Below are 24,704 nucleotides of genomic sequence, written 5' to 3'. Positions count from 1 at the left end.
TGGACTGGATTCATACCTAGCGACTTCAGACGGGGAATTAGTCAAAAGACCTCGGTTTTTTAATCAACTTCATGGCCAGCTTAAATCGCTGCAAAGAAGGTTAAAAAACAAGAAAAAGAGGTCTAATAATTGGCAAAAACTTCAGGCTAAAATAGCTAGAGTTCATCAAAGGATTCACGATACTAGAAAAGATTGGCACTTTAAATTAGCTCATCATTTGTGTGACCAAGCTGGCATGATATTTGTTGAGGATATCAATTTTAAAGCTTGGGCAAAAGGACTCTTTGGCAAGTATACTTTAGATGCTGGTTTTGGACAGTTTTTCAATATCTTGTCTTATGTCTGCTGGAAAAGGGATGTCTATTTTCTCAAGGTAGATAAAGACTATAGTAGCCAAATTTGTCCGAATTGTAATACACATACAGGGAAAAAGAATCTATCAAATAGGGTTCATAATTGTCCTAATTGTGGATATAAAACCAATAGGGATGTGGCGGCCAGTCAAGTTATAAGAAATCGTGGATTAATCGCGGTCGGACAGCCCGTGATTCAAAATGCTTTCGGAGACGTTCTGTCGGGGTCAATTTCTGATTGGCTAGACAAGAGTCTATGAGGAAAGAATCCACTCGCCTTTAGGCAGTGGAGTGTCAACCCTAGAGTCGTTTTATATTGCTGCCTTTCAAGTCTTTTTCGGGAGTTTCCGAGCAATTCTCCACACGGTTATCACCCTCGCCTTGATTGTGGTGGGGGTTTATTGCAGTCTGTGGTTGCTGGAAGGACAACCCTTCCAAGGATTGCAAGAGCAAGCCGATAATATCCATAAACGGGGCCTCCATTCTCTCAAATCCCGTTCAACCAGAGATCAACCCCCTCAAGTTTTCTGGAAACGACTGCTCTGGCGGTTATATGGCGGACTCCTACAACTCCTGGCTTCGTTGTTTGAGTTCCCCCTGTTGGAGTATCAATCTCTGCGCTTTTTGCGATCGCTCCTGGATGAAACGGTGATTATTTGTTGGCTGCTGGCGGGCTGTTTCTGGCTGGCACAATGGCAGGGAGAAGCCGATGCGTGGCGGGATGCGGTGAATGAAACGTCGTCTCTCCCGGTGGTGACGGTGGTGGTGCGCGAGGATGGTTTTCCCCTAGGGGTGAACCCGGATGATGTCCGTAATCCCCAAGGGATTCGCGTGATTGGTGATGATCGCAGCTATCAACAATTGCTGGGTGAGGCGATTAATAACCCCAGCCAGAATCGCGTCTGGCGGTTGTTGATTGATGTAGATGGGGATTATTATATATTTCCGGCACTTCCTGAACGGGATGAAACCCGCCGCCCGTCGTTGGTGGTGATTCCTCGCAGCCGTGAGGGCGATCGCCTGATTCTGTTGCGCCCTACCCAAGATCGGGATTTACCGACCCTGCCAAGCTCGGAAGAGTGAAGGGGAGAGAGGGAATAGGGAACAATTATTAATTAATGATTATCAATTCTCAATTCTCCCTGTTTCCTTAACTTCAGATCCGAAACCCTATTGACTCACCGTACCCCAGAATTACGACAGAAGGCCTCTTGTTGCTCCACTAAACGCCTCGCACTGGCGGCATCTAGCGCATCGGAGAAGAAATAACCTTGGGCTAAGGAACAGCCTAACTCTTGAATTTTCAACAGTTGGGTTTCTGTTTCGATGCCTTCGGCGATCGCGTCCATGCCCAAACTCTGGGATAACATGATGATAATCCGGGCAATTTCCACACTACTGGGATTCGTCTCAATCTCCCGAATAAAGGAGCGATCAATCTTTAACGTATTCACTACCCCCTGTCGCAAATCATTCAAGCAGGAATACCCCATCCCAAAGTCATCAATACACAGTTTAATCCGACGGGCTTGTAATTCCACTAAGCGTGCTGTGGTGAACTCGCGGTTTTCAGTCCAGAGACGTTCTGTTACCTCCAAACTTAACCAAGCACTATCAATCCTTGTTTCCCGGCACACTTGATCAATTTGCTCAATCAAATTGGGGTGTAAAAATTGTTTACGAGAACAGTTTAAATTGACAAATAAGGGGAAGTTCAGTGTATTTTCAGCTTGCCAGACCTTCAAACTTTGACAAACTTCTCGCAGCATCCAGTCCCCAATGGGGATAATTAAGCCCGTTTCTTCTGCTAAACCTAAAAAACTATCGGGATACAATAACCCGCGCTGGGGATGTTGCCAACGTAACAGCGCTTCAAATCCTCGCAAGTTCCCCGTTGTCAAATCTACAATGGGTTGATAGTGAATAACTAAATGATGCTCTTCAATGGCTTCCCGTAATTCTAGTTCCAATTTGAGCCGTTTCATGGCTGTTTGGTACATGGTGGGGGTGAAGACCTGATAACAGCCTTTGCCCCGTTCTTTGGCCTGATAGAGGGCGGTGTCGGCATCCCGCAGCACATCATCGGGCTGTTCGTAGTAGATGGGAAGGGTATCTTTGGGGTCTTGTACACCGGGGATGCTACTACTATAAACAATGCCAATGCTTACCCCGGTAAACACCTGATACCCATTGAGATGGAAGGGTAAGGAGAGGGATTGTTCGATGCGTTCCGCGACTTGGATGGCAATATTAATGCTGTGGATATCTTCTAGTAAAATGGTGAACTCATCACCCCCGAGACGGGCTACAGTATCATGACCGCGCACACAATGTTCTAATCGACGGGCGATCGCTTTTAATAACTCATCCCCCACTAAATGCCCTAAACTGTCGTTGACCACCTTAAACCGATCCAGGTCTAAAAATAGTACGGCAAATTTAAACTCTTCCCGAGACTCGCTTAATTGCGATTCTTGTTCCGAGACGCTGCGCGATCGCCTTAACGCCTCACTTAACCGCATTCGGAACAATGCACGATTCGGTAAATTTGTCAAGGAATCATAAAAAGCCCGTTGATGGAGTTCTTGCTTAATCTCTTTTTCTGGGGTGATATCAACGACCATGCCCTCATAATAGAGGAGTTGACCCGCCTCATCGTAGACAGCGCGGGCATTTTCGCAAATCCAGACTTTGCTGCGATCGCGCCGATAAATTTGGGACTCAAAACCGACGACCGCCCCCGTTTCTTGCATTTGCCGCACAAACTCCTGTCGTCGTCTCCGGTCAACATAGAGTTGTTCGCCAATATTGGTCAAGGAATCAATTAACTGGTCTGGGGAATCATAGCCATAAATTCGCGCCAACGCCGGGTTTACACTGAGATAATGACCATCGGCCGTACTTTGGAAAATCCCCTCTAGGGCATTCTCAAAAATACTCCGATACTTAACCTCCGCTTGAGCTAAACTCTCTTGAGCTTCTTTCGTCTCCGTAATATCTCGGGATACCCAGACCACCGTTTGATCCGGTGTGGGGCAAATATTCGCCGAAAACCAGTATTCTTTCCCCTCAATGGTCAGGGAATACTCAAAATTGCGGATGGTTTTCCCCGTTGCTAAGGCCTCCTGAATCAGAGCCAGATAGCGAGACGCTTCAGCCCCCGGAAAAACTTCATGAATGGTTTTGTTTAACAAATGCTCGTAGGGTTGAACCAAAATCGCCGCCTTGGTCCGAGCAATTTTCAAATACCGTCCCTCGGCATTAAACACCAAAATCGTGTCACTCATGGCGGAAAACAGTGCTTGTAACTCACTCGCTTGAGAGCGTAGGGCTTCCTCACTCTGTTTCCGGTCGGTAATATCCGTAATAAAGCCCTCTAGCCCTAACAGTTGGCCTTGAGGGTCATAAATTCCATGTCCTTTCTCCCAGACCCATTTTTCCGCCCCAGACCGCGTTCTAATACGATATTCCACAATATAGGGGCGCTGGACTGCTGCCCCCTCACTAATTGCCGCCAACACCGTCGGCCGATCCTCCGGGTGGATAATCTGATCAAAAGCATTCTCATGAGGGCGACTTAACTCCTCACTGGTATAACCCGTTAACTCACAACAGCCCTCACTCAAATAAGTCATAGACCAATGGGGAGGATTGGGATCGGCTTGGAAAAAGATCCCCGGCATGGCATTAACTAAACGACTTAGTTGTTGCTGACTGGCGTGAAGTTGGGCCTCAATTTGTTTGCGCTGCATTAACTGTCCCAGATGATGGGTGATGCCTTCGGGTCTTTGGGCAAAGGTACTCACTAAATCCACCAGATACTGATTCCAAGGTTGGATGTGTTGGCTAAAGAATACCAACACCGCGATGATCTGACCCTCTACAGCAATCGGCACCCCAAAGCCTGTTTTAAAGCCACAGCGTTGGGCTATCTCGGCCCGTAAAAACCCTTCATCCTGGCTTAAATCTAAAGACCAGTAAGGTTTTCTGGTTAGCCAAATGCGACCGGGTAAACCACAACCGGGTTTAAAATGATAGTTGTGGCTGCCTTGGCGAAAGGTCTGGAAGAGAGGAGAACAGTCTACTGCGTCTGCGTTGAAGGGATTATAGCAACACCAAGCGGGACTTAATTCTAAAGCGGTGTGGTCTGCATTGCTTACCCAAGCTTCCCCAAAGTTCCACCCCGTCGCTTGGCAAATATTCAGGAGAATGGTGGCGATCGCACTATCCAAGTCCTCCGCTTCCCCAATACTCAAACAGAGACTATTGAGCAAATTCGCCTCCTCTTCTTGACTCTTGCGCTGCGTAATATCTGTGATTAACCCCTCCACTGCAATCAATTCCCCCTCTTGAGAAAATACCCCATTCCCCTGATCCCAAACCCATTTCTGCTGGCCCTGTCGGGTTATAATGCGATACTCCAAACTCAAAGCACTCTCTTGAGGACTCACCGACTCGATCGCCTCCCTGACCCTCTCCCGATCATCGGGATGAATTAAGTCAAACCAACTCAGCTTACGGTGTCGGGTAAACTCTCGCGGTCGATACCCAGTTAAGTCCGTACAGCCATCACTGATAAACAAACAAGTCCACAGCGGATCCTGATGAATCCGATAAATCGTCCCCGGAATATTGCGGGTTAAACTCGATAAATCCTGTTGCCGTTCTTGTAGCGCTTTTTCAATTTGCTTAGGATAGGTAATATCTTGAAACACCCCTAAGACCACTTCTCGACCTTGCCAGTCCATCAATTGCAGCGACACCAACCCCCAAAGGGGTTTTCCATCAATTCGCCTCAACTTCAGTTCATAGTTCGTCAAAGACCGATATTGCAACAATGCCTGAAACAACACCTGCCATGCGGCCGACTCAAAATAAAACTCTAGGCTACAGTGACCAATCACCTGCTGGGGAGTTAAGCCAAATACGCTACAAAACCCCTCATTCGCGTAGAGAATTGCCCCGTCCTCCACAGAAGCGACTACCACCGGAAGAGATAAGGCGAGAAAGAGTTCCAACCCAAACTCAGCGTCACAAAAGGGGGATGATGCTGAGTTGGAGGTTTCACGATGCCGGGGATTGGGGGTTAAGAGGTCGGAAGACGTCCTATGAACCGAATTCATCACAGAATTATGCCTAAATTAATTATGCTTAAGTTGTGTCACTATCTCATTCAGAACCAATTGATTAAGTGTCAATGGATTAGGATGTACTATTCCTCGTTAAGGGTTTAGTTTGAGTTTTGTCTAGTTTGAGTCGTTTTTGAGCTTAAGGTTTTGGCTGTTGCCCCAAAATCCCAGCCCGAAAATCTGTGATTGGGCATCTCCAAGATTCGGACTCTTAAACCGCAACGAACAAAAAGACCAGAAAAATCTAACCTAGAACAATCCAACCTAAACAACTCAATTTAAAGTATTTTTGTTCTCTTGCCTGATAGGTAATCAGAAAAATCTGAATCTTAGAAAATCTTAAGAAACTGATTTCCTCAAAATAGACTTTCCCCTCAAACTAGACTTTCCTTCAAAATAAACTTTCCCTCAAAATAAACAGCCTAAAACTAGCTCTATCAAACTGGTGTAGTGATCTGTGATCGATTCCCTTACCTAAAATTAAACTCAGTTGGATCATTTTATTTTGTTACACTGAATACATTTTAACGAAACTTCAATGAACGACACGCCTTCAAAACTCAGATCATCTTTGATTCCTTACGCTTTTTTGCTACCCGCTTTAGGGATTTTAACCCTGACGGTTTTTTTCCCAGCTTTTCAAGCATTTTCCCTCAGTTTCGCCCGTTATGAACGAATGCTGAATGACCCTCCGACTTGGATTGGTTTAGCGAATTTTGAACGTTTGCTAGTAGATCCAGTTTTTTGGCAGACTTTGCGCAATACCCTCCTGTATTTGATTGGAGTCGTTCCGATTCTAGTATTTCTGCCCCTATTTTTAGCGGTTTTAGTCAATCAAAAGCTCCGGGGGATTCACTGGTTTAGGATGTATTTTTTTACACCCGTAGTAATTTCCATGGTGGTAGCTGGGATCGCGTGGAATGCGTTATATGCTTCTAACGGAGTTTTTAACCAAATTTTACGCGCCCTCGGCTGGGAGTCTGGTATTTTGTGGTTAACAGACCCTCATTCTAATTTACCTCTGTATAGTGTCATGGTCGTGACCATTTGGAAAGGATTGGGTTACTATATGGTGATTTATTTAGCCGGACTGCAAGCCATTCCGGCGGAATTATACGAAGCGGCCGCCATTGATGGTTCAGTGGGATGGCGAAAACATTGGGATATTACCTTACCGTTAATGCGTCCCTATTTAGTATTAGTGGCTGTAATTTCGGCTATTTCTGCGACTAAAGTTTTTGATGAAGTTTATGTCATGACCCAAGGGGGACCCAACAATCGTTCTAAAACGGTAGTTTTTTATATGTATGAACAGGCCTTTCGTAATTTTGAAATTACCTATGCTTGTACCATTGGGTTAGTGTTATTTTTGCTAATTTTTGGACTGGCCTTGCTGAATTTGTCTCTCTCCAATCGTCAGAAAAACTACGCGAATCTGCGTTTTTAAGGTTGTTCTCTCACTCCTAAATCCCATGAAACCCATACGCTGTCCCAAATGCAATGGATCAATGGAACAAGTGGTTTATGCCGAGATTGAGGTGGATCGCTGTACCCAGTGTCATGGCATTTGGTTTGATTCTCGGGAAGCTGAACAGTTGAAGACCATTGAGGGATCGGAGATTTTGGATGATGGGGAGGAAGTGGTGGGCGATCGCTACGATCCCTCCGCTAAACCCCTATCCTGTCCCCGTTGCCGCACTCCCCTCCTACAAATGCTAGATATTGATCAACACAGTATCTGGTACGAAAAATGTGTTAAATGTCATGGCATTTGGCTAGATGCCGGAGAATTTAAAAAATTTAAACAGAACTTTAGCCCAAACAAAACCAGCAAATCAATTAAGCGTTTATGGGGATTTACCCCCTAATGTCTCCCTCCCGAGCAAGATTGACAACCCCTCGCCGAACATTTGATACACTAAGGCGAGTATCTCTCAAAAATCAGCCCATGCTAGACGAAAACGCCAAAAAAACCATGTTACGCAAAATCCCCCACGGTTTATATGTCTGTGGGGTGAAAGACGGAGAAGAAATGAATGGTTTTACAGCCAGTTGGGTCATGCAAGCTTCCTTTGAACCCCCCTTAATTATCAACTGTGTGCGACAAGATTCCGGCTCCCATGCCATGATTCAAAATAGCGGCGTTTTTGCCTTATCCTTCCTCGAAAGTGGACAAAAAGAAGTGGCCGCCAAATTTTTTAAACCCCAGCGTCGAGTGGGTAATAAATTAGCCGATATTGACTTTACCCTCGGTGCAGAAACAGGATGTCCCATCCTCACGGACTGTTTAGGGTATGTGGAATGTAACGTAGTCGGATCTGTTCAACAAGGAGATCATACCGTGTTTGTCGCCCAAGTGATTGGGGCTGGCATTCATCGGGAAGGGGAACCCCTAACCCTAGAAAGTACCGGATGGCAATATGGCGGTTAGTCTGTTTTTTCCCCAAAATTACGCCTAACTGTGATAGGTTAACCCTTAAAAGTTAGTTCAAAATCAGGATCATTTTCCCATGCCATTGATGCAAATAAAATCATCTGTTGCTAGTCCTGACAAGGCACAAGTGGAGTCCTTGTTAAAGAATTTGTCGGCTAAATTAGCCCAACATTTAGGTAAACCAGAATCCTATGTTATGACGGCTTTTGAAAGTGATGTTCCCATGACCTTTGCGGGAACAACTGACCCGGTTTGTTATTTGGAAATCAAAAGTATTGGCACCATGAGTTCTAGTCAAACTAAGAGCATGAGCAAAGACTTTTGTCAAGTGATTAGTGAAGCATTAGGCGTTCCGACGGGGCGGATTTATATTGAATTTTCCGATGCTAAAGGCTCCATGTGGGGCTGGAATAGTGGCACTTTTGGTTAATTTAGTCCACCGTTGTAGGGTGCGTCAGAAGGAATCACTTTAGTTGGGGATAGTGGTGTAGTAGCTAAAAATCCAACTAACTCCTAATCACCACTAACCCCAGTTACCAGAAATTTCCGTCATCCTGACGCGCCACCGTCCTGATTTTTTTCATCTTTGAAACCATTTAAATTCTAAAATAATAAATTTGCATGAACAGCCAACTCGTTGAAATTGAGGCGTATCTACAGCGACTCTATGCTAACCGTTTTGATGCTAAGTTACTGAAATCAAAAACTCGGTTGTGGCGTGTTTTAATTGATGTTTTTTTACAAAAATATATTAGAACAGATGCCAAGATTTTGGACGTAGCAGGGGGGTATTGCGAGTTTATTAATCAAGTCAAAGCGGGGGAGAAATATCTAGTTGATCTGAATCCTGATGCTCAAGTTTATGCTAATTCAGATGTTAAAGTGTTACAGACGGATTTTTTGAGCATTTCTGACTATTTTTCTCAAACAAACTATTTTGATGTAATTTTTATTTCTAACTTTTTTGAACATCTAGCAACAAAAGAGGAGTTATTACAGGTTTTAGTGTTATGTTTTAAGTTACTTAAACCGGGGGGAAGTTTGTTAGTTATTCAACCTAATTTTAAATATGCCTATCGGGAGTATTATGATTTTGTGGATCATCAACTCCCCTTAACGCATATTTCCTTACAAGAAATTCTCCACGCGATTGGTTTTAAAATTCCTGTACTTATCCCCCGATTTCTTCCCTATTCTACTCACAATTCACCGACTTCTACCCGTTTATTACGGCTTTATTTGAACTTACCAATTTTTTGGTCTTTTATTGGTAAGCAAATGTTTGTTAAAGCGGATAAGCCCTTGAGTTAAGCTAACTTTTGATGTAGGTCTACACTAGGATAGATTACGCTTTAAAATCATGATGAATACTCTAACTTTTAATCATTATTACCGCTACGATGAACTGGTGAGAGTTCTAGAAAGCTATGCTGAAACTTATCCCCATTTAGTCCGCTTGGAAACCATTGGTCAAAGTTACGAAAAACGGGATTTGTGGTTAGTGACAGTGACTTGTTGGGAAACGGGTTTAGCGAGTGAAAAACCTGCCCTGTGGGTGGATGGTAATATTCACTCCATTGAATTGGCTCCTTCGGTGGCTTGTGTGTATTTTCTGGAGACATTAGTGAAGGGCTATGAACAAGATCCAGATATTACTCGCTGCCTCAAGACTCGGGCTTTTTATATCTGTCCTAGGGTGAATCCTGATGGGGCAGAATTAGCCTTGGCAGACTCGCCGCAATTCTTGCGTTCTGGTACTCGTTTTTACCCCCATTCAGACGTTGATTCACCGGGTTTAGTGGCAGAAGATATCGATGGGGATGGACGAATTTTAATGATGAGAATTCCTGATGGGAATGGCACATGGAAGGTGTGTCCCAATGATCCTCGGTTGATGATTCCCCGTGAACCGACGGAGGTAGGAGGGGAATATTATCGACTGTTGCCGGAAGGAAAAATAGATCAGTATGATGGGGTGTTAATTCCCATAAAACCTCTCAAACAACGGTTAGATTTTAACCGTAATTTTCCGGTTTGTTGGCGGGAGGAAGGGGAACAACAAGGGGCGGGAGATTATCCTGCTTCTGAACCGGAAGTTAGGGCTGTAGTGGATTTTATTACTCAACATTCTAATATTACGGGGGCGGTTTCTTTTCACACGATGAGTGGGGTTTTATTGCGTCCGTATAGTCATCAAGATGATGAACATTTTCCTCATCAAGACTTGACAATTTACCAAAAAATTGCTAAGAAGGGAACGGATTTAACGGGTTATCCGGCGGTTTCGGTCTATCATGGTTTTCGCCAACATCATGAAAGTTATGTGACGGGGGCTTTTGATGATTGGTGTTATGAGGGTCAGGGTTTGTTTGCTTGGACGGTGGAGATTTGGAGTCCTCAACAACAGGCGGGAATTACGGATTATGATTATGTGAAATGGTATGAGGAGCATCCGTTAGAAGATGATTTGAAGTTGTTAGCTTGGAATGATGAAGTTTTGGGAGGGAAGGGATATATTCCTTGGTATGAGTTTGAGCATCCCCAGTTAGGAATGGTGGAGTTGGGGGGCTGGGATGAGGTTTATTTTTGGCGTAATCCGCCCCATGAATTGTTAGAAAAGGAAGTGTCTCGGTTTCCGGGTTGGTTGGTGTGGCATTTGTTGATTTCTCCGTTATTAGACTTCTATGAAGTGAAGGTGCAACGGGTGGGGAGTGAGGTGTTTTTGTTGCGGGTTGTGGTGCAAAATACGGGCTGGTTGCCGACCTATATCACCCAAAAGGGACGGGGGAAAACACAAGTTCAGGGTTGTATTGTGGCTCTAACTTTGCCGGAGGGGGCGAGTTTGGAGTTGGGAGAAAGGACGGTGAATGTGGGCTATTTAGAAGGACGGGCTGATAAGCCTTCTGCGCCCTTTGGACGGGTGGGGGATGAAACGAGCGATCGCGCTAAAGTAGAATGGATGATCCGAGCGCCTTTGGGGGGAGTTGTTGAGGTGATGGCGAAATGCGATCGCGCTGGTGTGGTGCGGAAACCTTTAGAATTGCTCTGAAGTCTGGGGGAGGAATTTCCTTTGATGAGAGAATGTAACATTCTTAAAAGTTTTAGGGGATGCACCAGCATTTGCTTCTAAAATCAACAGTAAATCTCCTGAATTCACCTACAGCCCATGAGTCCTCCCCCTGTCTCCCCCCTCACCCATCACGAACCCGATCACGTTTTACGAGCGCTCTGTATTGCCGCCCTGAAGTTACTCTGTGAAGATCGAGAAGCAGAATTAGTAGAACTGGTTCGTTTGCTCTCCCCGGAAACGAAAGCGGAATTGATGCGTTTTGCCGTCACTCAGTTAAAGTCTTCCTCTGCTTTGGCAAACTCCCCAGCGTGAAGTCGAGACAGGTCGCGTTTCTTGGTAAAGTGGGGGAAACCCTGCGACTTGCCCCCTAAATTCAAGATGACCAATCAGACCCCTGCCACGGTTTCCCTCAAGCAGCATCGCCAAGCCTTTCCGGGTCTAGCGGATAAGGCTTATTTTAACTTTGGGGGACAGGGAACCATGCCCAAAGCGGCCTTAGACGCGATTTATCAGGCCTACGAGTTTCTGCAAGCAAAAGGTCCCTTTTCCCGGCAGGTGAATGACTGGATTGAACAGGAATGTCAATTATTGCGCCGTGCGATCGCCTCAGAACTCCGTACCTCCCCCGCTACCATCACCCTCACCGATAGCGTCACCACAGGCTGTAATATCGTCCTTTGGGGAATTCAATGGCAAGCGGGGGATCATATCCTAATCACTGACTGCGAACACCCCGGCATCATTGCCGCCGTCAAAGAAGTCGCCCGACGCTTTAACCTGCGCGTCTCCACCTGCCCCATCATGGCCACCCTCAACCGAGGCAACCCCAGCGTAGTCATTGAACAACACCTACAACCCAACACCCGCTTAGTCGTGTTGTCCCATGTCCTGTGGAATAGCGGCCAACTGTTACCCCTCCCGGACATTATCCAAGCTTGTCGCACCTTTAAAAGTGAACGTCCGATTCAGATTCTCGTAGATGCCGCCCAGTCCGTCGGACAGTTGCCCCTTAATCTCAGTGAACTCGCTGTGGATTTTTACGCCTTCACCGGGCATAAATGGCTCTGTGGACCGGCCGGAGTGGGGGGCTTATACGTTCATCCCCACGCCTTAGAAGAACTGAATCCTACCTTTATCGGTTGGCGGAGTATTACCATGGATGGGGCGGGGATGCCCACGGGATGGCAACCCGACGGCAGACGCTTTGAAGTGGCTACTACCGCCTATCCTCAGTATGCGGGATTACGACAGGCGATCGCAACCCATCAAGCCTGGGGAACCCCCGAAGAACGCTACACCAAAATCTGCTACAACAGCGAATACCTCTGGCAAGGCCTCTATCTCCTACCCCAAATCGAATGCTTACGCAGCCTCCCCCCCGAATCCGGGTTAGTCTCCTTCCGTCTCACCACCAACGAAATCCTACACCCCCGTCTCGCCCAAGCCCTAGAACAACAAGGCTTTTTCGTCCGCACCCTCAAAAATCCCGACTGTATCCGCGCCTGTGTTCACTATCTCACCCTGCCCTCCGAAATGGATCAATTGATTAAAGTTTTAGGTAGTTTATAGGAGCAATTAGCCATTGAACCCATATTTTAGGGTCTGCTGAAAAAGCCCAACGCTAGACTCAACAAGGGAATAGGTAATAGGGAATAGGTAATAGGTAATAGGTAATAGGTAATAGGTAATAGGTAATCGGAAATAATTATCAATTGTCAATTATCAATTATCAATTCCCTGCTCCCCAAGTTATTCAGCAAGCCCTATTTTAGGGAGAATTCACGAATTCCCCCTACAAAAACTTGTTGATTGGCAGCCTTAAACCATCGGCAAAGCCACCGTAAAAACCGTTTGCCCCGGTTGAGAGATAAAACTCAACCTCCCCCGATGTTTTTCAACAATTTTCTTCACAATATCCAAACCTAAACCACTCCCCTCTCCGGCCGGTTTTGTCGTGAAAAACGGCTCAAAAATCCGCTCTTGAATCTCCACCGGAATTCCCTGTCCTGAATCTTCAATCTGAACCAGAACTTCATCCTCTATTGGCAACACCCGAATCCTTAAATCTCCTTGATTCTTCATCGATTGAATCCCATTATGAATTAAATTCGTCCAGACTTGAATTAACTCATCCGGGAAACAAGGAATCTCTGGAATAGCTGCAAAATCTCGATGAACTTCTACCCCATGTTTGAGTTGATTGTGATACAACTCTAAAACCGTTTCTATTCCTTCAATAATATTAACCCTTTGAGGATCACCTAAGTGGTCATAACGAGCATAATTTTTTAACGCAAACACCACCTTAGAAGCTCGATTAACCGCCGTTATAATATTCCGATTGTTCCCTTGCAAGCGGGCGATATTATAGGCAATCTTCAGTAACCAGTCCACATCAGGACTTTGTAAAATACTCAAAAATGCTCCCACATTTTGATAAATTCCCATATCAGTTAAACTGTCCGCAATGCGGCGACTATCAGGAATATTCAAAGCATCCAACTCCCGGATAATATTGCGCTTATGTTGGCGTTTGTCCCGAGATGAAATCGCCGTAGAACTTTCTAAAGAAGCCTCCAGTAAATCAAAGAAACACTTTTGTTGTTTCGTATTTAACTTTTCTGGAATTTTCGGCAACTGCACTAACGTCTCAGCTAAGGCTTTACTGGTATTTTCAGAAGAAGCCAAAATAGCTCCCAATGGGGTATTAATTTCATGGGCAACTCCAGCCACCAGTTGACCCAGTGCCGCCATTTTTTCTGATTGAATTAGCTGTTGCTGGCTCGCTTGTAACTCGTCTAAAGCCTTTTGTAACTCCTGAGTACGTTGGGTAACTTTCTTCTCTAAATTATCATAAAGTCGAGCATTATCAATGGAAATAGCCGCCTGTCCTGAAAGTAACTGAACCACCCCAATCCGATCATAAGTAAAGGCCGAAGCCGTGAGGTTATTTTCTAGATAAATAATCCCAGTTAGTTTACCTTGGTTTAACAAAGGAGTACAGAGAATGGATTTGGGTGGACAAATTTGAAAATAGGGATCTCCAGCATATTTGTGGTCTTTAGTGGCATCATCTAACACCAGACTTTGATGGGTGCGTAGGACATAGTTAATAATGGATTTTGGCAACTTTTTGCCAATGTCTAAACTTTGCAAAACCGCCACTTTTTTATGAGTGACACTAACAGAGGCTTCAATGAGAAAATCTTCCAGATGATTAATTTCTGTTTCTGGGGACTGATTCAGGAGTAAATAGCCAATAGTTGACCCCGTATTTTCTAACACCATCTCCATTAATTTAGTAAGCAAGCGTTCTAAGATAATTTCACCCGCTAAAGCTTGAGATGCCTTCATAATAGTCGCAAAATCTAAGGATGATCCTGAATCAATTTCTGTGGAACTATTAGAACTAGTGACGAGCGTCTTTTTATAAAGGGGTGTGGTGACAACTTTATTAATTAAATGTCGATGATTTTGATCCAGTTCTTTTACTTTACGGGTCGCTTGCCACCGAGTATAACCATAATAAGCTTCGGTCATATAGAGTTTAGCAAACTTTTGATTTTCTTGCTGAAGCCAAAAGCGGGCGGCGAGTTCATTGGCTAAAGCTTCACACTGGACAAACTCATTAATTTGTGCTGAATTAATTGCCTCTTCATAAAGAACTAAAGCCTTTTGTATATCTCCCTCAATTCTGGCTTGTTCGGCAGCTACCAATAAATATTTATGAGCAAAGTTTTCAGGACAGTTATCTGCCCAAATCTTTAACATTTTCTGATTTTGTTTTAGTTGATCAAAATATTGTTTTTGCTCACTTAAGGAAGCCGTGGGATAGAGTTGAGCTAAGGTGAGAGAGTAATAAAAATTATGTTCTACTTGGTTAGGAATTCCCGAGACAAAAACCACAGTATTACAACTCGCTTTAGCAAAAACTAGGGCTTCTGGATAAGACCCATAGAGATATAACAGTTGCATTTTAAAGATGTTGTACATGGCAACACCGGGGAGGAATTGATTATCCATCCACATCTGTACACAAGCCATCTCATCAAAGTTTTCATCACTTAATGAAGCTTGCTCACGGGTTAAGTCTTGTAAGTTGCGAATGACTTGTTGATAGGTTTGTTGCACCCCAATAAAAACATGGTTTTTACTTTGTCGGAGAAATTCTAAATACTTGTCAGACTCTTCTAAAATACTGTTAAAATCATGACCCATCAAAATTCGTTGTAAGATAACATGATAGGAAATGTAACTGGTATAGACATCCCCCGTATTAACCCCATCTTGATAACCCTGACGCAAAATGGGAACATTATTTTTCATCGGTTTTCGCCAATGACTAATTAAACCTGCGACCAAGTTAAAGACTTTACAAGTCAGGTTAGCCGTGTGAAATTTTTCATTCATTTTTAAGGCTAATTGCCCAAATTCATAGCCGTCGTCATATTCTAATAATCGAGAACCTGCAACAATCCCCCAAAACGCATAACCATGAGCAGACGCTTCTGAATTGCCGTGTTCTATGGACAAGTTGACCATTTTCAGGGTAATTAATGCTAGAAGGTCTTGATTGGTGAAATAAGCCGGACCGGTCATATTCATTAAGACCTTCATACAGACCTCAATTTCTGGGTTTGTATTATCGGGAATTAAAGCCAGATCCGGAATATTATGTTTGGCTAAGTTATCACGATAAATGGAAAGTTCTGCCTCAAAAGCAGTGGCAATAGAATCCCCGCTAGTTGGCACATTTAAACCAAATACAGTAAGGGTTTGAGATGCGAGACAAATGTTCTCAACAAATTTACCTGTAATGTCATATAGTGCAAGACGAACGATTTGGATTTTAGCTTTTTCTAAGCTAGTTTTTGCTTCAGTAAAAATCAGATCAAAGAGATGTTCTGCAACCTCAAAGTTACCACATAAATATTCACATTCTGACCGTTCTTGATAGAGTTGAAAGGCTAAGTTATAGTCAATTTCCCAAGCTTTATCTCCTAAATAAGTTAAGCCAGATGTAAAGTATTTTAAAGCGGGTTCATAGGCGGTGGAATCTTTGGCTTTTCGACCTGCTAGAAGATTTAAATAGGCGAGATTATGTTTTTCTGGGTCTTGTTCAATTAAGGCCACTCCAGCGTTTAAATGATTAACAATATCAAATAGTTGTTCGTCCTCTTGAATGTTGGTCACTTCTTTAAGTAATAAGCGACCCATTTTGAGGTGGGTGATGGCTTTTTCTGATTCAGGAATGAGGGTATAGGCGGCTTGTTGTACTCGGTCATGGAGAAAGCGATAATCGACCGGAATTGTTTCTATTTCTTCCTGTTGTTTCCAAAGTAAGGGGATTTTATAGGCATCACTGGATGGTACAATAAAACCTTCTTGTAAGGCATCCCAGAGAGAGTTTGCAACCTCTGAAAGGGATTGTTCACTAACCGTAGCTAAAATCCGTAAACTAAAACGATTCCCGATGCAGGAAGCGAGTTTTAAACTTTCCTGAGTGATGGGGGGAAGCTTCTTGAGTTTATTAATCATTAAATCAACGACATTTTGGGTAATCTCGCACTGACGAATGGCGGCTAAATCCCAAGTCCATTGACCGTTAATGTAGTCAAATTGAAAGAGTTTTTCACTGTGTAATGATTTTAAGAGTTGATTGAGAAAGAAGGGGTTGCCGTTAGTTTTGGTTTGACAGAGTTGGGAGAGGTCTAGGGTTTTATGGGGGGAACAGCCTAATGTGTCAGCGATGAGTTGGTTGCTGGTGTCTAAGTTTAAGGGTTTGACTTCAATGGTTTTAACGGTTACTTCGCTTTCTTTGATGGCTTGAATGGTTAACATGAGGGGATGAGAGGAAGTCACTTCATTATCTCGATAGGCACCAATAATGAGTAGATAGCGACTTTCTGGGTTGGTCATCAAGAGGTTAATAAATTTGAGGGAGGGAGAATCTGCCCATTGTAAATCGTCTAAAAAGATGACGAGGGGATGTTCTGCTTGGCTAAAGACGGCGATGAATTTTTGAAAGACTAAATTAAAGCGATTTTGGGATTCTGTTGGACCGAGATGAGGGACTGGGGACTGAGGACCAATAATTAATTCTACTTCGGGAATGACATCAATAATAACTTGTCCGTTTTGCCCTAATGCCTTGAGTATTTTTTGCTTCCATTCTGCAATTTTTTCGTCACTTTCTGTCAGTAGTTGTTGAACTAATTCCTGAAAGGCTTCTATTAAGGAAGCATAGGGAATATTGCGTTTAAATTGGTCGAATTTGCCACTGATAAAAAAGCCTTTGCGTTTAACAATGGGTTTGTGGACTTCGTGGACGAGGGAGGATTTGCCGATGCCAGAGTAGCCACTGACTAACATTAATTCGGTGTGTCCAAAACTGGCAATTTCAAAGGCCTCTAGGAGGGTTTTAACTTCTGATTCGCGACCATAGAGTTTTTGCGGAATTTGGAATTGATCGGAGAGGTTGTGTTGTGCGATCGCAAAATCCTCAATCTGTTGCTTCTCTTCCCACTGCTGCCAGCATTTGAGCAAATCCTGTTTTAAGGCTACGGCCGTTTGATAGCGATCTTCGGCATTTTTGGCCAACAATTTTAAAATAATGTTGGCGACCACGGTGGGAATGTGGGGATTAATGGTGCTAGGATGGGGCGGCTCTTTGGCTAAATGAGCATGAATCAGTTCAATGGGGTCAATACTATCAAAAGGGAGTTCTCCAGTGAGGATTTCATAAAAAGTAATCCCGAGGGAGTAAAAATCAGTACGGTAGTCAATGACTCGGTTCATCCGTCCCGTTTGTTCTGGGGAAAGATAAGCTAGAGTTCCTTCTAATGAGTTGGGTGTACTGAGTCCTTGGTTTTCGCTGGATAAAAGGGAAGAAATGCCAAAGTCGGTGATTTTGACTTCCTGGGTGGCTAAATTAACAATAACATTGGAGGGTTTAATATCTTTGTGGATGATGCGGTGTTGATGAATTTCGCTGAGACTGTTGGTAATGGCGATCGCAATAGGGAGAAAAACCTCAAGGGACAGAGGGCCCTGTCGGCTAATAACATCATATAAGGACTGTCCCCCAAAGTCCTCTAAAATCAAGGCTAGACCGTGATTATACTTCTCTAAACCCAACGGTTGCACCACATGATTTAAGGTTAATCCCTGCATAGTTTCGTATTCGTGCTTTAACTTGGCAATATCCCGCAGGGAAGGGTATTCTTCTTTCGGCACTTTGATAATGACTGGAACTTGATCTCGGTTGCGGTAGCCTCGATAGATGAGGTTTTTGGTGCCGACGTTCAGTTCAGAGGTGATAGTATAGTTGGTCAGAGTTTTGTATTGCATGGTTCAAAGATAGGTAATAGGTAATAGGTAATAGGTAATAGGTGATAGGTGATAGGTAATAATTATCAATTATCAATTGTCAATTATCAATTATCAATTCCCCTCTCCCCTGCTCCCCTGCCCCCTGCTCCCTAAAACGGCTACTATTTTGTTGGGTTGTGCTTTCGCTGCACCCAACCTAAAAATGGCTATTACTGCCAAGGGGTGCGATCGCCAATCATCGAAACCCCCGGAAATTCTCCCCTCACCTGAGTTAAAATAGCTTGGGCGGCCGACATTCCCGCCATTACCGTTGCTTCAGCGCACCCTGAATTTAAACCGTTATTTACCCAATCCCCGGTCAGGAAAAGGTTATGAAAGCCTGACTCTCCGGGATTGAGGCGATAAACTTGACTCCCCGGAACCGACATCACATAACGTTCCGTTGGGGTAATATTAATCCGCCAAAATTGGGCATCAAAACGGGCCTTTCCCGTCCCAGCTTGGGGGTCCACCAATAAATCCCAGTTAAAACCGTCCGACTCTCCCGGGGGTGTCACCTTGGGCCAGAGATAGGCCCCCTCTTGCTCTAGAAACGCCATAGCGGCCTGATTTATTTTCTCCTGTTGTTGAGCGGGAAAATCATAATCCTCGGCCGGAGGGATGCCCGGGTCGGGCATGGTTCCCGTAAAGTAGGCCAAACTATAGGGGTAATGTTCAGAACTCCAATTTTCTTGGGGGATTAAATGGGTCATATCGGCATAAGTATCCAACGGCTCCGCATAGGTTCCCACCACCGCACTGGCATCCGTCCAACCTAATTGAGCCAAGGTAGACTTAAACCATAACTGCCCCCCTTGGGTGGTTACGGTGGGGATTTCCTGCACCATCTTTCGCCACTTCTCACTCACGGCCAGCAATTCCGGACAGATATAGGGCAACGCACCTAAACTAATCCCCAAGACCACCAGATCAAAATCTTCCCCCTGCTGGAGGGTGATTTTCTCCTCGGAGTGGAGCGTTGGCCAGGGGCTCCAGAAGGACTCTAAATCAATCTCATGGGCTTTCAGTTGTTCCCCCTCCTCAATCTGGTCATAGAGGGGTTCTGCGGGCCAACAGAGCAAGCGTTTGACGCGAATCAGGGGTTCATAACCTGCTTCCGGTTGTTTTAAATTCACCTGCCGCACTAACTCGATGGTTGCAATCTGATCCGGTTGTGCTTCCTCTAAGCCTAAATTGGTCACCCGATGGAAGAATTCAAAGCGCACCCCCCGTTCCTGCAAAACTTGATAAAGGGGCGCGAAAATGGTGTCACCCATCCCCGCCTGCATTTTCCACATAATCGCGCCGTTATAGGTCAAATTCATGCGAATCACCCAACGCAGGGCGGCGGCTGTGCCTAATGCTTGGTTTTCTGGGGTATTAATGCCCCCTTTAAAGGCAAAGAGGAGGTCATACATGGAACGCACGAGGGGGGAGTTCAGGGTGATGTCCCAGGCCCCATGTTTTTTTAACCACTGGGCAAAATCAATGTTGTCTAAGTCATTGAAGGCTTCCCCTTCTAAGGCATTATCGAGGATCAGACCTCGGATAATGGTTTGGGTAAAGTTGATGATGATTAAAATGCGCCGGGTTTCGATATCTTCCCCTTGGGCAATTTTGGCTAAACGGGCTTCTAAACGGGCTTGAAACTGGTCTAAACAAAAGAGTAAAAGGGGTTCAATTCGACCGAGGGGGCAGTTTTTCGGTAAGGTTTCGAGGGCCTGAATGGCGAGTAAGAGAAAGCTACTGTCTAGGGTGAGGTCAATTTCAGCGAGGGTAATTCCTAAGAGTTCCGGTAGTTGGCTTAATGTCTCCCAGCCCCGCTCAAGTTCTTGCTGTAACTGTTCCCAAAGGTTTTGGGGTGGGGAATGATCGGGTGGGGAGTCTTGGAGTTTGGGGGAGTGGGTAAACAGTTCATAGGCAAAGATTAGGGCGGTGCGGATATAGTCCCAATAAGACCCCATACCGCCCCCTTGCCAGGGGACTAAATCATTGCTGGGGTAGTCCAGTTTCCAAGGGTACCATTTCCCCTCTATACATTCTTCTAAAACAATATAATTATGGGGCTTAAAGGCATCGCTGACGGTATCAAAGGGGCCATCGTCTCCTAATGCCTGATAACACCGATCCATTAAGCGAAAGGCGTTTTCATAGAAGCCAAAAAAGATATGAAAGCCATGTTCTTGGATGCGGTAATCTGGCTCTTGTTCCGGGGGGTGGGGGGTCATGTTGCGGCCGCTGGCTCCTTTGCCGCCCAGTCGCCAGCCCATTTGATAGAGGGTGATCTCATAATAACGCTGCCAGTCGGGTTGTTCGGTGAGTTCAAAGACGGTGGTGAGGGAACCGAGGCCGCCTCCGAGGACGGCGATTTTTTGTTTTTTGGGGGGTGGATTTTGGTTGGTTTGCCAGAGGACTTGACCGTTTTGGAGGGCGAAGTCGAAGGTTAACCAGAAGGGGAGATGGGCGAGAAATTGGTGGGGGGGAAGGGTGGGATCGACTTCTAGGCCTAAATCTTGGGCGATGGGATGACTGGCGAGGGGGGGGAGGGTGACGAGAAAGCGATCGCCAAGTAATTTCCCGTCGTGGAGGTGTTGGAGTTGGGTGGGGGCTTCAATAATGGCTTGATAACAAGCCTGACGGCCGTCTGTGGCATCCCGAAACTGTTTGAGGAAGACAGTATTAAAGGAGCCTGTGAGGAGGTTTTCTAGTAAATGGCGGGGGAGGTCAATTCCCGGTAGATTAAGCCCTTGGGGGAGTAACAGGGTGAGAATATCTTGGCTGATGGTGGTGAGGGAAGACCAGGGGCGATCGCCTTTTCCTGATGACGTGGGGGTAATGGAGAGAATGGGCTGACGAATCCCGGCACTTTCGGGGCTAAAGGTTTCCCAGGCCACCGCTTCTAGGTTAAAATCCCCCCTCTCGTTGGGATTGGTGGGGAAATCAATCCAGCCCCACTGTTTGGGGAAACCATAGACCTCACGCCCTGAAACCAAGGCGGGGGAGTTGTTAACGAAAATATAGGGGATAAATACGGCTAGATGATCCACCACAAAGCGATCGCCCCGTGAATGGCCGGCCATGACGGGAATCCAAATAATCACCTCCCCCTGTTCCGAGAAAAACCCCTTGTCTCGATCCGGGGCTTCCGTGGAGGTAATGTGAGCAATGCGGTCAAAACTGAGTAAAACGTAGGGACTCAAGGGGCGATATTCCACCTGACCTTGACTCGGTGCGTTGAAGTAGCGATCGCACAAAGCCTGTAAATGACTCAAATTCCCCTTCAAGAAAAACCCGTAAAAATTCGTTCCTTGGAGAATATAAGGTTGTAAAAAAGACTGTTCACCGCCTCGTTCAATATAGGCCGGAAACCCAGAGGAAAAACTTGGATGAGCATTATTCATAGGAGCAGTGATAATTTTTTCTATTCTGCACCCTCCTTTGAATGCTGTCAGCCCTGATCACAATAACTTCACAATCTTTAACCTCAATTCAGATGTTCCTTGACCGCGATTTCCAGTCCAGAGGATTTGGGTTTGATAGTGATGGGTTTTAGAGGTCATTTTTTGAACAATTTTCTAAAGGGGTTTACTCATTCTTCTTCTAACCAATAGGTATCCATTAACCCCTTCCCTTTCACGTCAATCAACCCTCGCGGAATCATCTTAAATTGCCCATTTAACTTGGCATGAGTCGCCGCAGAAACATGAATCTTGCCCGGTTCCCCTAACATTTCCATCCGTGAGGCAATATTCACCGCATCCCCCCAAATATCATAAATAAACTTCTTGACCCCAATCACCCCCCCAATCGCTGATCCCGTATTAATCCCGATGCGAATCGTAAAAGGATTTCCCCCCTGATCGGTAAACTGGTGAATGGTTTGCTGCATCCGGACGGCCAAACGTGCGATCGCCTGGGCATGATCCTCCCTCGGTTCCGGTAGCCCCCCCGCCACCAAATAAGCATCCCCAATGGTTTTGATTTTCTCCAGTCCTTGATCTTCCACCAAATGATCAAAACAGGAGAAAATACTATTGAGCATTTGAATTAACTTTTTCGGATCTGTCGTAGAAGCAAGGGGCGTGAAATTAACAATATCTGCAAAGAGGATAGACACATCCTCAAAATACTCCCCCACCACCTGATTTCCTTGTTTTAGCTCGTCAACAATTTGAGCGGGAAAAATGTTCAGTAATAACTCTTCAGACCGTTGCTGTTCGCGAATTAACTGAGCCGTCCGCTCTTTAATACGCTCTTCTAACGACGCATTTAAGAGGCGCAATTCCTCATTTTGACGAGCCACTTCCTTTTTTAAGCAATAACTCTCAATCGCTTCATTCACCGTCAAAATTAAATCCATTTCATCCCAAGGTTTGGTGATATAGCGATATAAATTAGCGTGATTCACCGCATTAGCCACCGCTTTTGTATCCGCTTGCCCCGTCAACATGATTTTAAAAATTTGGGGATACTTTTGATGAGCTTTAATTAAAAATTCATCCCCCTTCATCGTCGGCATAATCTGATCCGAAATAATTAAAGCTACCTCAATTCCATCACCATATAACTCATCAAGAATTTCTAATGCTTCCTCCCCACTATCAGCCGCCTCAACTTCTGCCACCACAGTAATATTACGCTTCAACTGTTCTGTTAAACCCTCCAAAACAACGGGTTCATCATCAACACAAATAATCGCTAGTTGACTCATAAGTATTAATTTCGCTGCGAATTTTCCCCATCTTAAGCATTCAGGCGGACTTAGACTGTTCGCTGATTTGACACTACTCCTTAATATACTAAGTCTAGTATTTATCCGTCTCTTCGTACAAATCGGGCTTTTTTGAGCTTAAATGTCGGTCGAGAGAAGCCCCACACCGTATTAACCCAACCTAAAGTCAGCAAAGACCACCCGTTATACCCGAAGGGTTAGCGGGGGAGAACGTCACAAATAAACCAAGTACCTAGCTAAAACGGCCAGATACTTGTCATCTTATGATTCAGGGTACATTTCTTGATATCCTCCCCGGCTTAAAAGCGGGGGGATTCGGAGCGCAAACCGGGAACCGAAGTTATTCGCCTAGACTACAGGTTGACAATTGATGGGTTGCTGGTAGCACACCCGGCTGACATAACCTCCGCGTCCATTTTAAGTCTTGGACTGCCAGCCCGCGACTTCGGTTCAGAAGCTCTGATTCCGATCAAGTCACTACATTGACACTTTAGAACAAGTTAGATAAAGAATTGGTGAAGGGGCAAGGCAATAATGTCAAGACTTGGTTAAATCTTAAGGATGGCCTAAGATCAGGGAAATTTAGAGGGGACAGATATCGGTGTTTGCGATCGCACTTAAACAAGAACAATATCAAACCTATATTCTCACAGACCAAGAAGCCCATTCTCGGATCGAAGTTGTCCCCGAACGCGGGGGAATCATCACCAGTTGGCGTATTCAAGGTCAAAACCTCCTCTACTTTGACGCAGAACGCTTTCAGAACCCCGATCTCAGCATTCGTGGAGGAATTCCCATCCTCTTCCCCATTTGTGGGAATCTCCCCAATGATCTCTACGTTCACCAAACCAAGCAATATCAACTCAAACAACATGGTTTTGCGCGGGATCTCCCTTGGACTGTCACCGAGCGCCTCACCGAAGACTGTGCCGGAATTACCCTCACCCTCACCAGCAACGACAAAACCTATAGTCATTATCCCTTTGAATTTGAACTGCAATTCACCTATCAACTCAAAGGCAATTCCCTGAAAATCCTCCAACGCTACATCAACCATTCCAGCGTAGAAATGCCCTTTTCCACCGGATTGCACCCCTACTTTTGGGTGTCCGATAAAACTAAACTCCTGCTTGATCTCCCGGCCACCCAATATCAAGATCACCTCACCCAAAAAACCCAACCCTTTAAAGGGAGTTTTGACTTCACAGAACCGGAAATTGATTTAGCCTTATTTCCCCTGAGTCGTTCCTCCGCTTCCGTCACCAATACCCGGCATAATTTAAAACTCACCCTGACCTACTCTGATCTTTATTCCACGCTAGTTTTTTGGACTGTTCAAGGGAAAGATTATTATTGCTTAGAACCTTGGAGTGCAGGACGAAACGCCCTCAATAGTAAAGAAAATCTCACCTATCTCCCCCCCGGTGAAACTTGTGACGCTTCCGTAGAAATGACCGTGAGTTACTGTTAAGAATTTAGCCCATTCGAGTTGACGTTCTCCCCCGCCTGAAGGCAGGGGGATTCATCGTTCTACGAGTCTCCGTTAGCTGACAGGATTTCTCCAACCAACCAAGAGGGAATCTCTCCCGATGCGTGAATTCGGGCGCGCCCCACC

15 protein-coding genes and 1 pseudogene are annotated in these 24,704 nt (G+C 45.1%); 11 read left to right on the top strand and 5 right to left on the bottom strand.

Annotated elements, in window-relative coordinates; translation table 11 throughout:
- Together K4A83_RS14385 and K4A83_RS14380 are read left to right on the top strand one after the other, a co-directional pair.
- Positions 1–613: RNA-guided endonuclease InsQ/TnpB family protein (locus K4A83_RS14385; protein ID WP_265265299.1), on the top strand; the 613-nt coding region annotated here is incomplete at its 5' end.
- A gap of 31 nt (positions 614–644) precedes the next feature.
- Complete coding sequence (locus tag K4A83_RS14380; protein WP_265265298.1) at positions 645–1,436, top strand: hypothetical protein; 792 nt, start codon at positions 645–647, stop codon at positions 1,434–1,436.
- 95 nt (positions 1,437–1,531) lie between these two features.
- On the opposite strand, the gene K4A83_RS14375 is transcribed toward K4A83_RS14380, so the two are convergent.
- The gene (locus tag K4A83_RS14375) at positions 1,532–5,371 is read right to left on the bottom strand and encodes a PAS domain S-box protein (RefSeq protein WP_265265297.1); all 3,840 of its coding nucleotides are present in this window, start codon (positions 5,369–5,371) and stop codon (positions 1,532–1,534) included.
- A gap of 649 nt (positions 5,372–6,020) precedes the next feature.
- On the opposite strand from K4A83_RS14375, the gene K4A83_RS14370 reads away from it, so the two are divergent.
- From K4A83_RS14370 to K4A83_RS14335, 8 genes are all read left to right on the top strand, one after another.
- Entirely contained in the window at positions 6,021–6,929 is a 909-nt protein-coding gene (locus tag K4A83_RS14370) for a carbohydrate ABC transporter permease (RefSeq protein ID WP_265265296.1), read from the top strand.
- 61 nt (positions 6,930–6,990) lie between these two features.
- A complete protein-coding gene (locus tag K4A83_RS14365; RefSeq protein WP_407810038.1) occupies positions 6,991–7,350 on the top strand; it encodes a TFIIB-type zinc ribbon-containing protein in 360 nt (119 codons plus the stop codon).
- Positions 7,351–7,430: 80 nt separating this feature from the next.
- Positions 7,431–7,913 (top strand): flavin reductase family protein, encoded by a 483-nt coding sequence (locus tag K4A83_RS14360; protein ID WP_265265294.1) that lies wholly within the window; start codon positions 7,431–7,433, stop codon positions 7,911–7,913.
- A 79-nt stretch (positions 7,914–7,992) separates the two neighbouring features.
- On the top strand, positions 7,993–8,346 hold the full coding sequence (locus tag K4A83_RS14355) for a phenylpyruvate tautomerase MIF-related protein (protein ID WP_265265293.1): 354 nt from the start codon (positions 7,993–7,995) through the stop codon (positions 8,344–8,346).
- Positions 8,347–8,537: 191 nt separating this feature from the next.
- Positions 8,538–9,227: a class I SAM-dependent methyltransferase gene (locus tag K4A83_RS14350; protein WP_265265292.1), complete on the top strand. Its 690-nt coding sequence runs from the start codon at positions 8,538–8,540 to the stop codon at positions 9,225–9,227.
- Between the two features lie 49 nt (positions 9,228–9,276).
- Positions 9,277–10,965: a M14 family metallopeptidase gene (locus K4A83_RS14345; protein ID WP_265265291.1), complete on the top strand. Its 1,689-nt coding sequence runs from the start codon at positions 9,277–9,279 to the stop codon at positions 10,963–10,965.
- A 117-nt stretch (positions 10,966–11,082) separates the two neighbouring features.
- Positions 11,083–11,298 (top strand): hypothetical protein, encoded by a 216-nt coding sequence (locus K4A83_RS14340; RefSeq protein ID WP_265265290.1) that lies wholly within the window; start codon positions 11,083–11,085, stop codon positions 11,296–11,298.
- A 66-nt stretch (positions 11,299–11,364) separates the two neighbouring features.
- Complete coding sequence (locus K4A83_RS14335; RefSeq protein WP_265265288.1) at positions 11,365–12,555, top strand: aminotransferase class V-fold PLP-dependent enzyme; 1,191 nt, start codon at positions 11,365–11,367, stop codon at positions 12,553–12,555.
- A 249-nt stretch (positions 12,556–12,804) separates the two neighbouring features.
- Here K4A83_RS14335 and K4A83_RS14330 read toward each other — a convergent pair whose 3' ends face one another.
- The 3 genes from K4A83_RS14330 to K4A83_RS14320 all read right to left on the bottom strand — a co-directional run bounded on the left by K4A83_RS14330 (position 12,805) and on the right by K4A83_RS14320 (position 23,068).
- Positions 12,805–18,336, bottom strand: coding sequence for a trifunctional serine/threonine-protein kinase/ATP-binding protein/sensor histidine kinase (locus tag K4A83_RS14330; protein ID WP_265265287.1), 5,532 nt, complete (start codon positions 18,334–18,336; stop codon positions 12,805–12,807).
- Positions 18,337–18,527: 191 nt separating this feature from the next.
- On the bottom strand, positions 18,528–21,758 hold the full coding sequence (locus K4A83_RS14325; RefSeq protein ID WP_265265286.1) for an NAD(P)-binding protein: 3,231 nt from the start codon (positions 21,756–21,758) through the stop codon (positions 18,528–18,530).
- A 188-nt stretch (positions 21,759–21,946) separates the two neighbouring features.
- A complete protein-coding gene (locus tag K4A83_RS14320; RefSeq protein WP_265265284.1) occupies positions 21,947–23,068 on the bottom strand; it encodes an adenylate/guanylate cyclase domain-containing protein in 1,122 nt (373 codons plus the stop codon).
- 622 nt (positions 23,069–23,690) lie between these two features.
- On the opposite strand from K4A83_RS14320, the gene K4A83_RS14315 reads away from it, so the two are divergent.
- Complete coding sequence (locus K4A83_RS14315; protein WP_265265283.1) at positions 23,691–24,560, top strand: aldose epimerase family protein; 870 nt, start codon at positions 23,691–23,693, stop codon at positions 24,558–24,560.
- Positions 24,561–24,619: 59 nt separating this feature from the next.
- On the opposite strand, the pseudogene K4A83_RS23255 reads toward K4A83_RS14315, so the two are convergent.
- A pseudogene (locus K4A83_RS23255) lies at positions 24,620–24,704 on the bottom strand (RNA-guided endonuclease TnpB family protein); the annotation flags it as partial.

Origin of the sequence: Spirulina subsalsa FACHB-351 (assembly GCF_026130165.1) — a bacterium.
In the GTDB taxonomy this organism is placed as follows: domain Bacteria; phylum Cyanobacteriota; class Cyanobacteriia; order Cyanobacteriales; family Spirulinaceae; genus Spirulina_A; species Spirulina_A subsalsa_A.
The sequence above is the reverse complement of the archived record's forward strand: the minus strand, read 5'-3'. Positions and strand labels throughout refer to the sequence as shown.

What these genes read in the sequence shown, in the direction of transcription:
- K4A83_RS14370 (WP_265265296.1), top strand. Translation starts at nt 6,021, where the DNA reads ATGAACGACACGCCTTCAAAACTCAGATCATCTTTGATTCCTTACGCT.
- K4A83_RS14365 (WP_407810038.1), top strand. Translation starts at nt 6,991, where the DNA reads ATGGAACAAGTGGTTTATGCCGAGATTGAGGTGGATCGCTGTACCCAG.
- K4A83_RS14360 (WP_265265294.1), top strand. Translation starts at nt 7,431, where the DNA reads ATGCTAGACGAAAACGCCAAAAAAACCATGTTACGCAAAATCCCCCAC.
- K4A83_RS14355 (WP_265265293.1), top strand. Translation starts at nt 7,993, where the DNA reads ATGCCATTGATGCAAATAAAATCATCTGTTGCTAGTCCTGACAAGGCA.
- K4A83_RS14350 (WP_265265292.1), top strand. Translation starts at nt 8,538, where the DNA reads ATGAACAGCCAACTCGTTGAAATTGAGGCGTATCTACAGCGACTCTAT.
- K4A83_RS14345 (WP_265265291.1), top strand. Translation starts at nt 9,277, where the DNA reads ATGATGAATACTCTAACTTTTAATCATTATTACCGCTACGATGAACTG.
- K4A83_RS14340 (WP_265265290.1), top strand. Translation starts at nt 11,083, where the DNA reads ATGAGTCCTCCCCCTGTCTCCCCCCTCACCCATCACGAACCCGATCAC.
- K4A83_RS14335 (WP_265265288.1), top strand. Translation starts at nt 11,365, where the DNA reads ATGACCAATCAGACCCCTGCCACGGTTTCCCTCAAGCAGCATCGCCAA.
- K4A83_RS14330 (WP_265265287.1), bottom strand. Translation starts at nt 18,336, where the DNA reads ATGCAATACAAAACTCTGACCAACTATACTATCACCTCTGAACTGAAC.
- K4A83_RS14325 (WP_265265286.1), bottom strand. Translation starts at nt 21,758, where the DNA reads ATGAATAATGCTCATCCAAGTTTTTCCTCTGGGTTTCCGGCCTATATT.
- K4A83_RS14320 (WP_265265284.1), bottom strand. Translation starts at nt 23,068, where the DNA reads ATGAGTCAACTAGCGATTATTTGTGTTGATGATGAACCCGTTGTTTTG.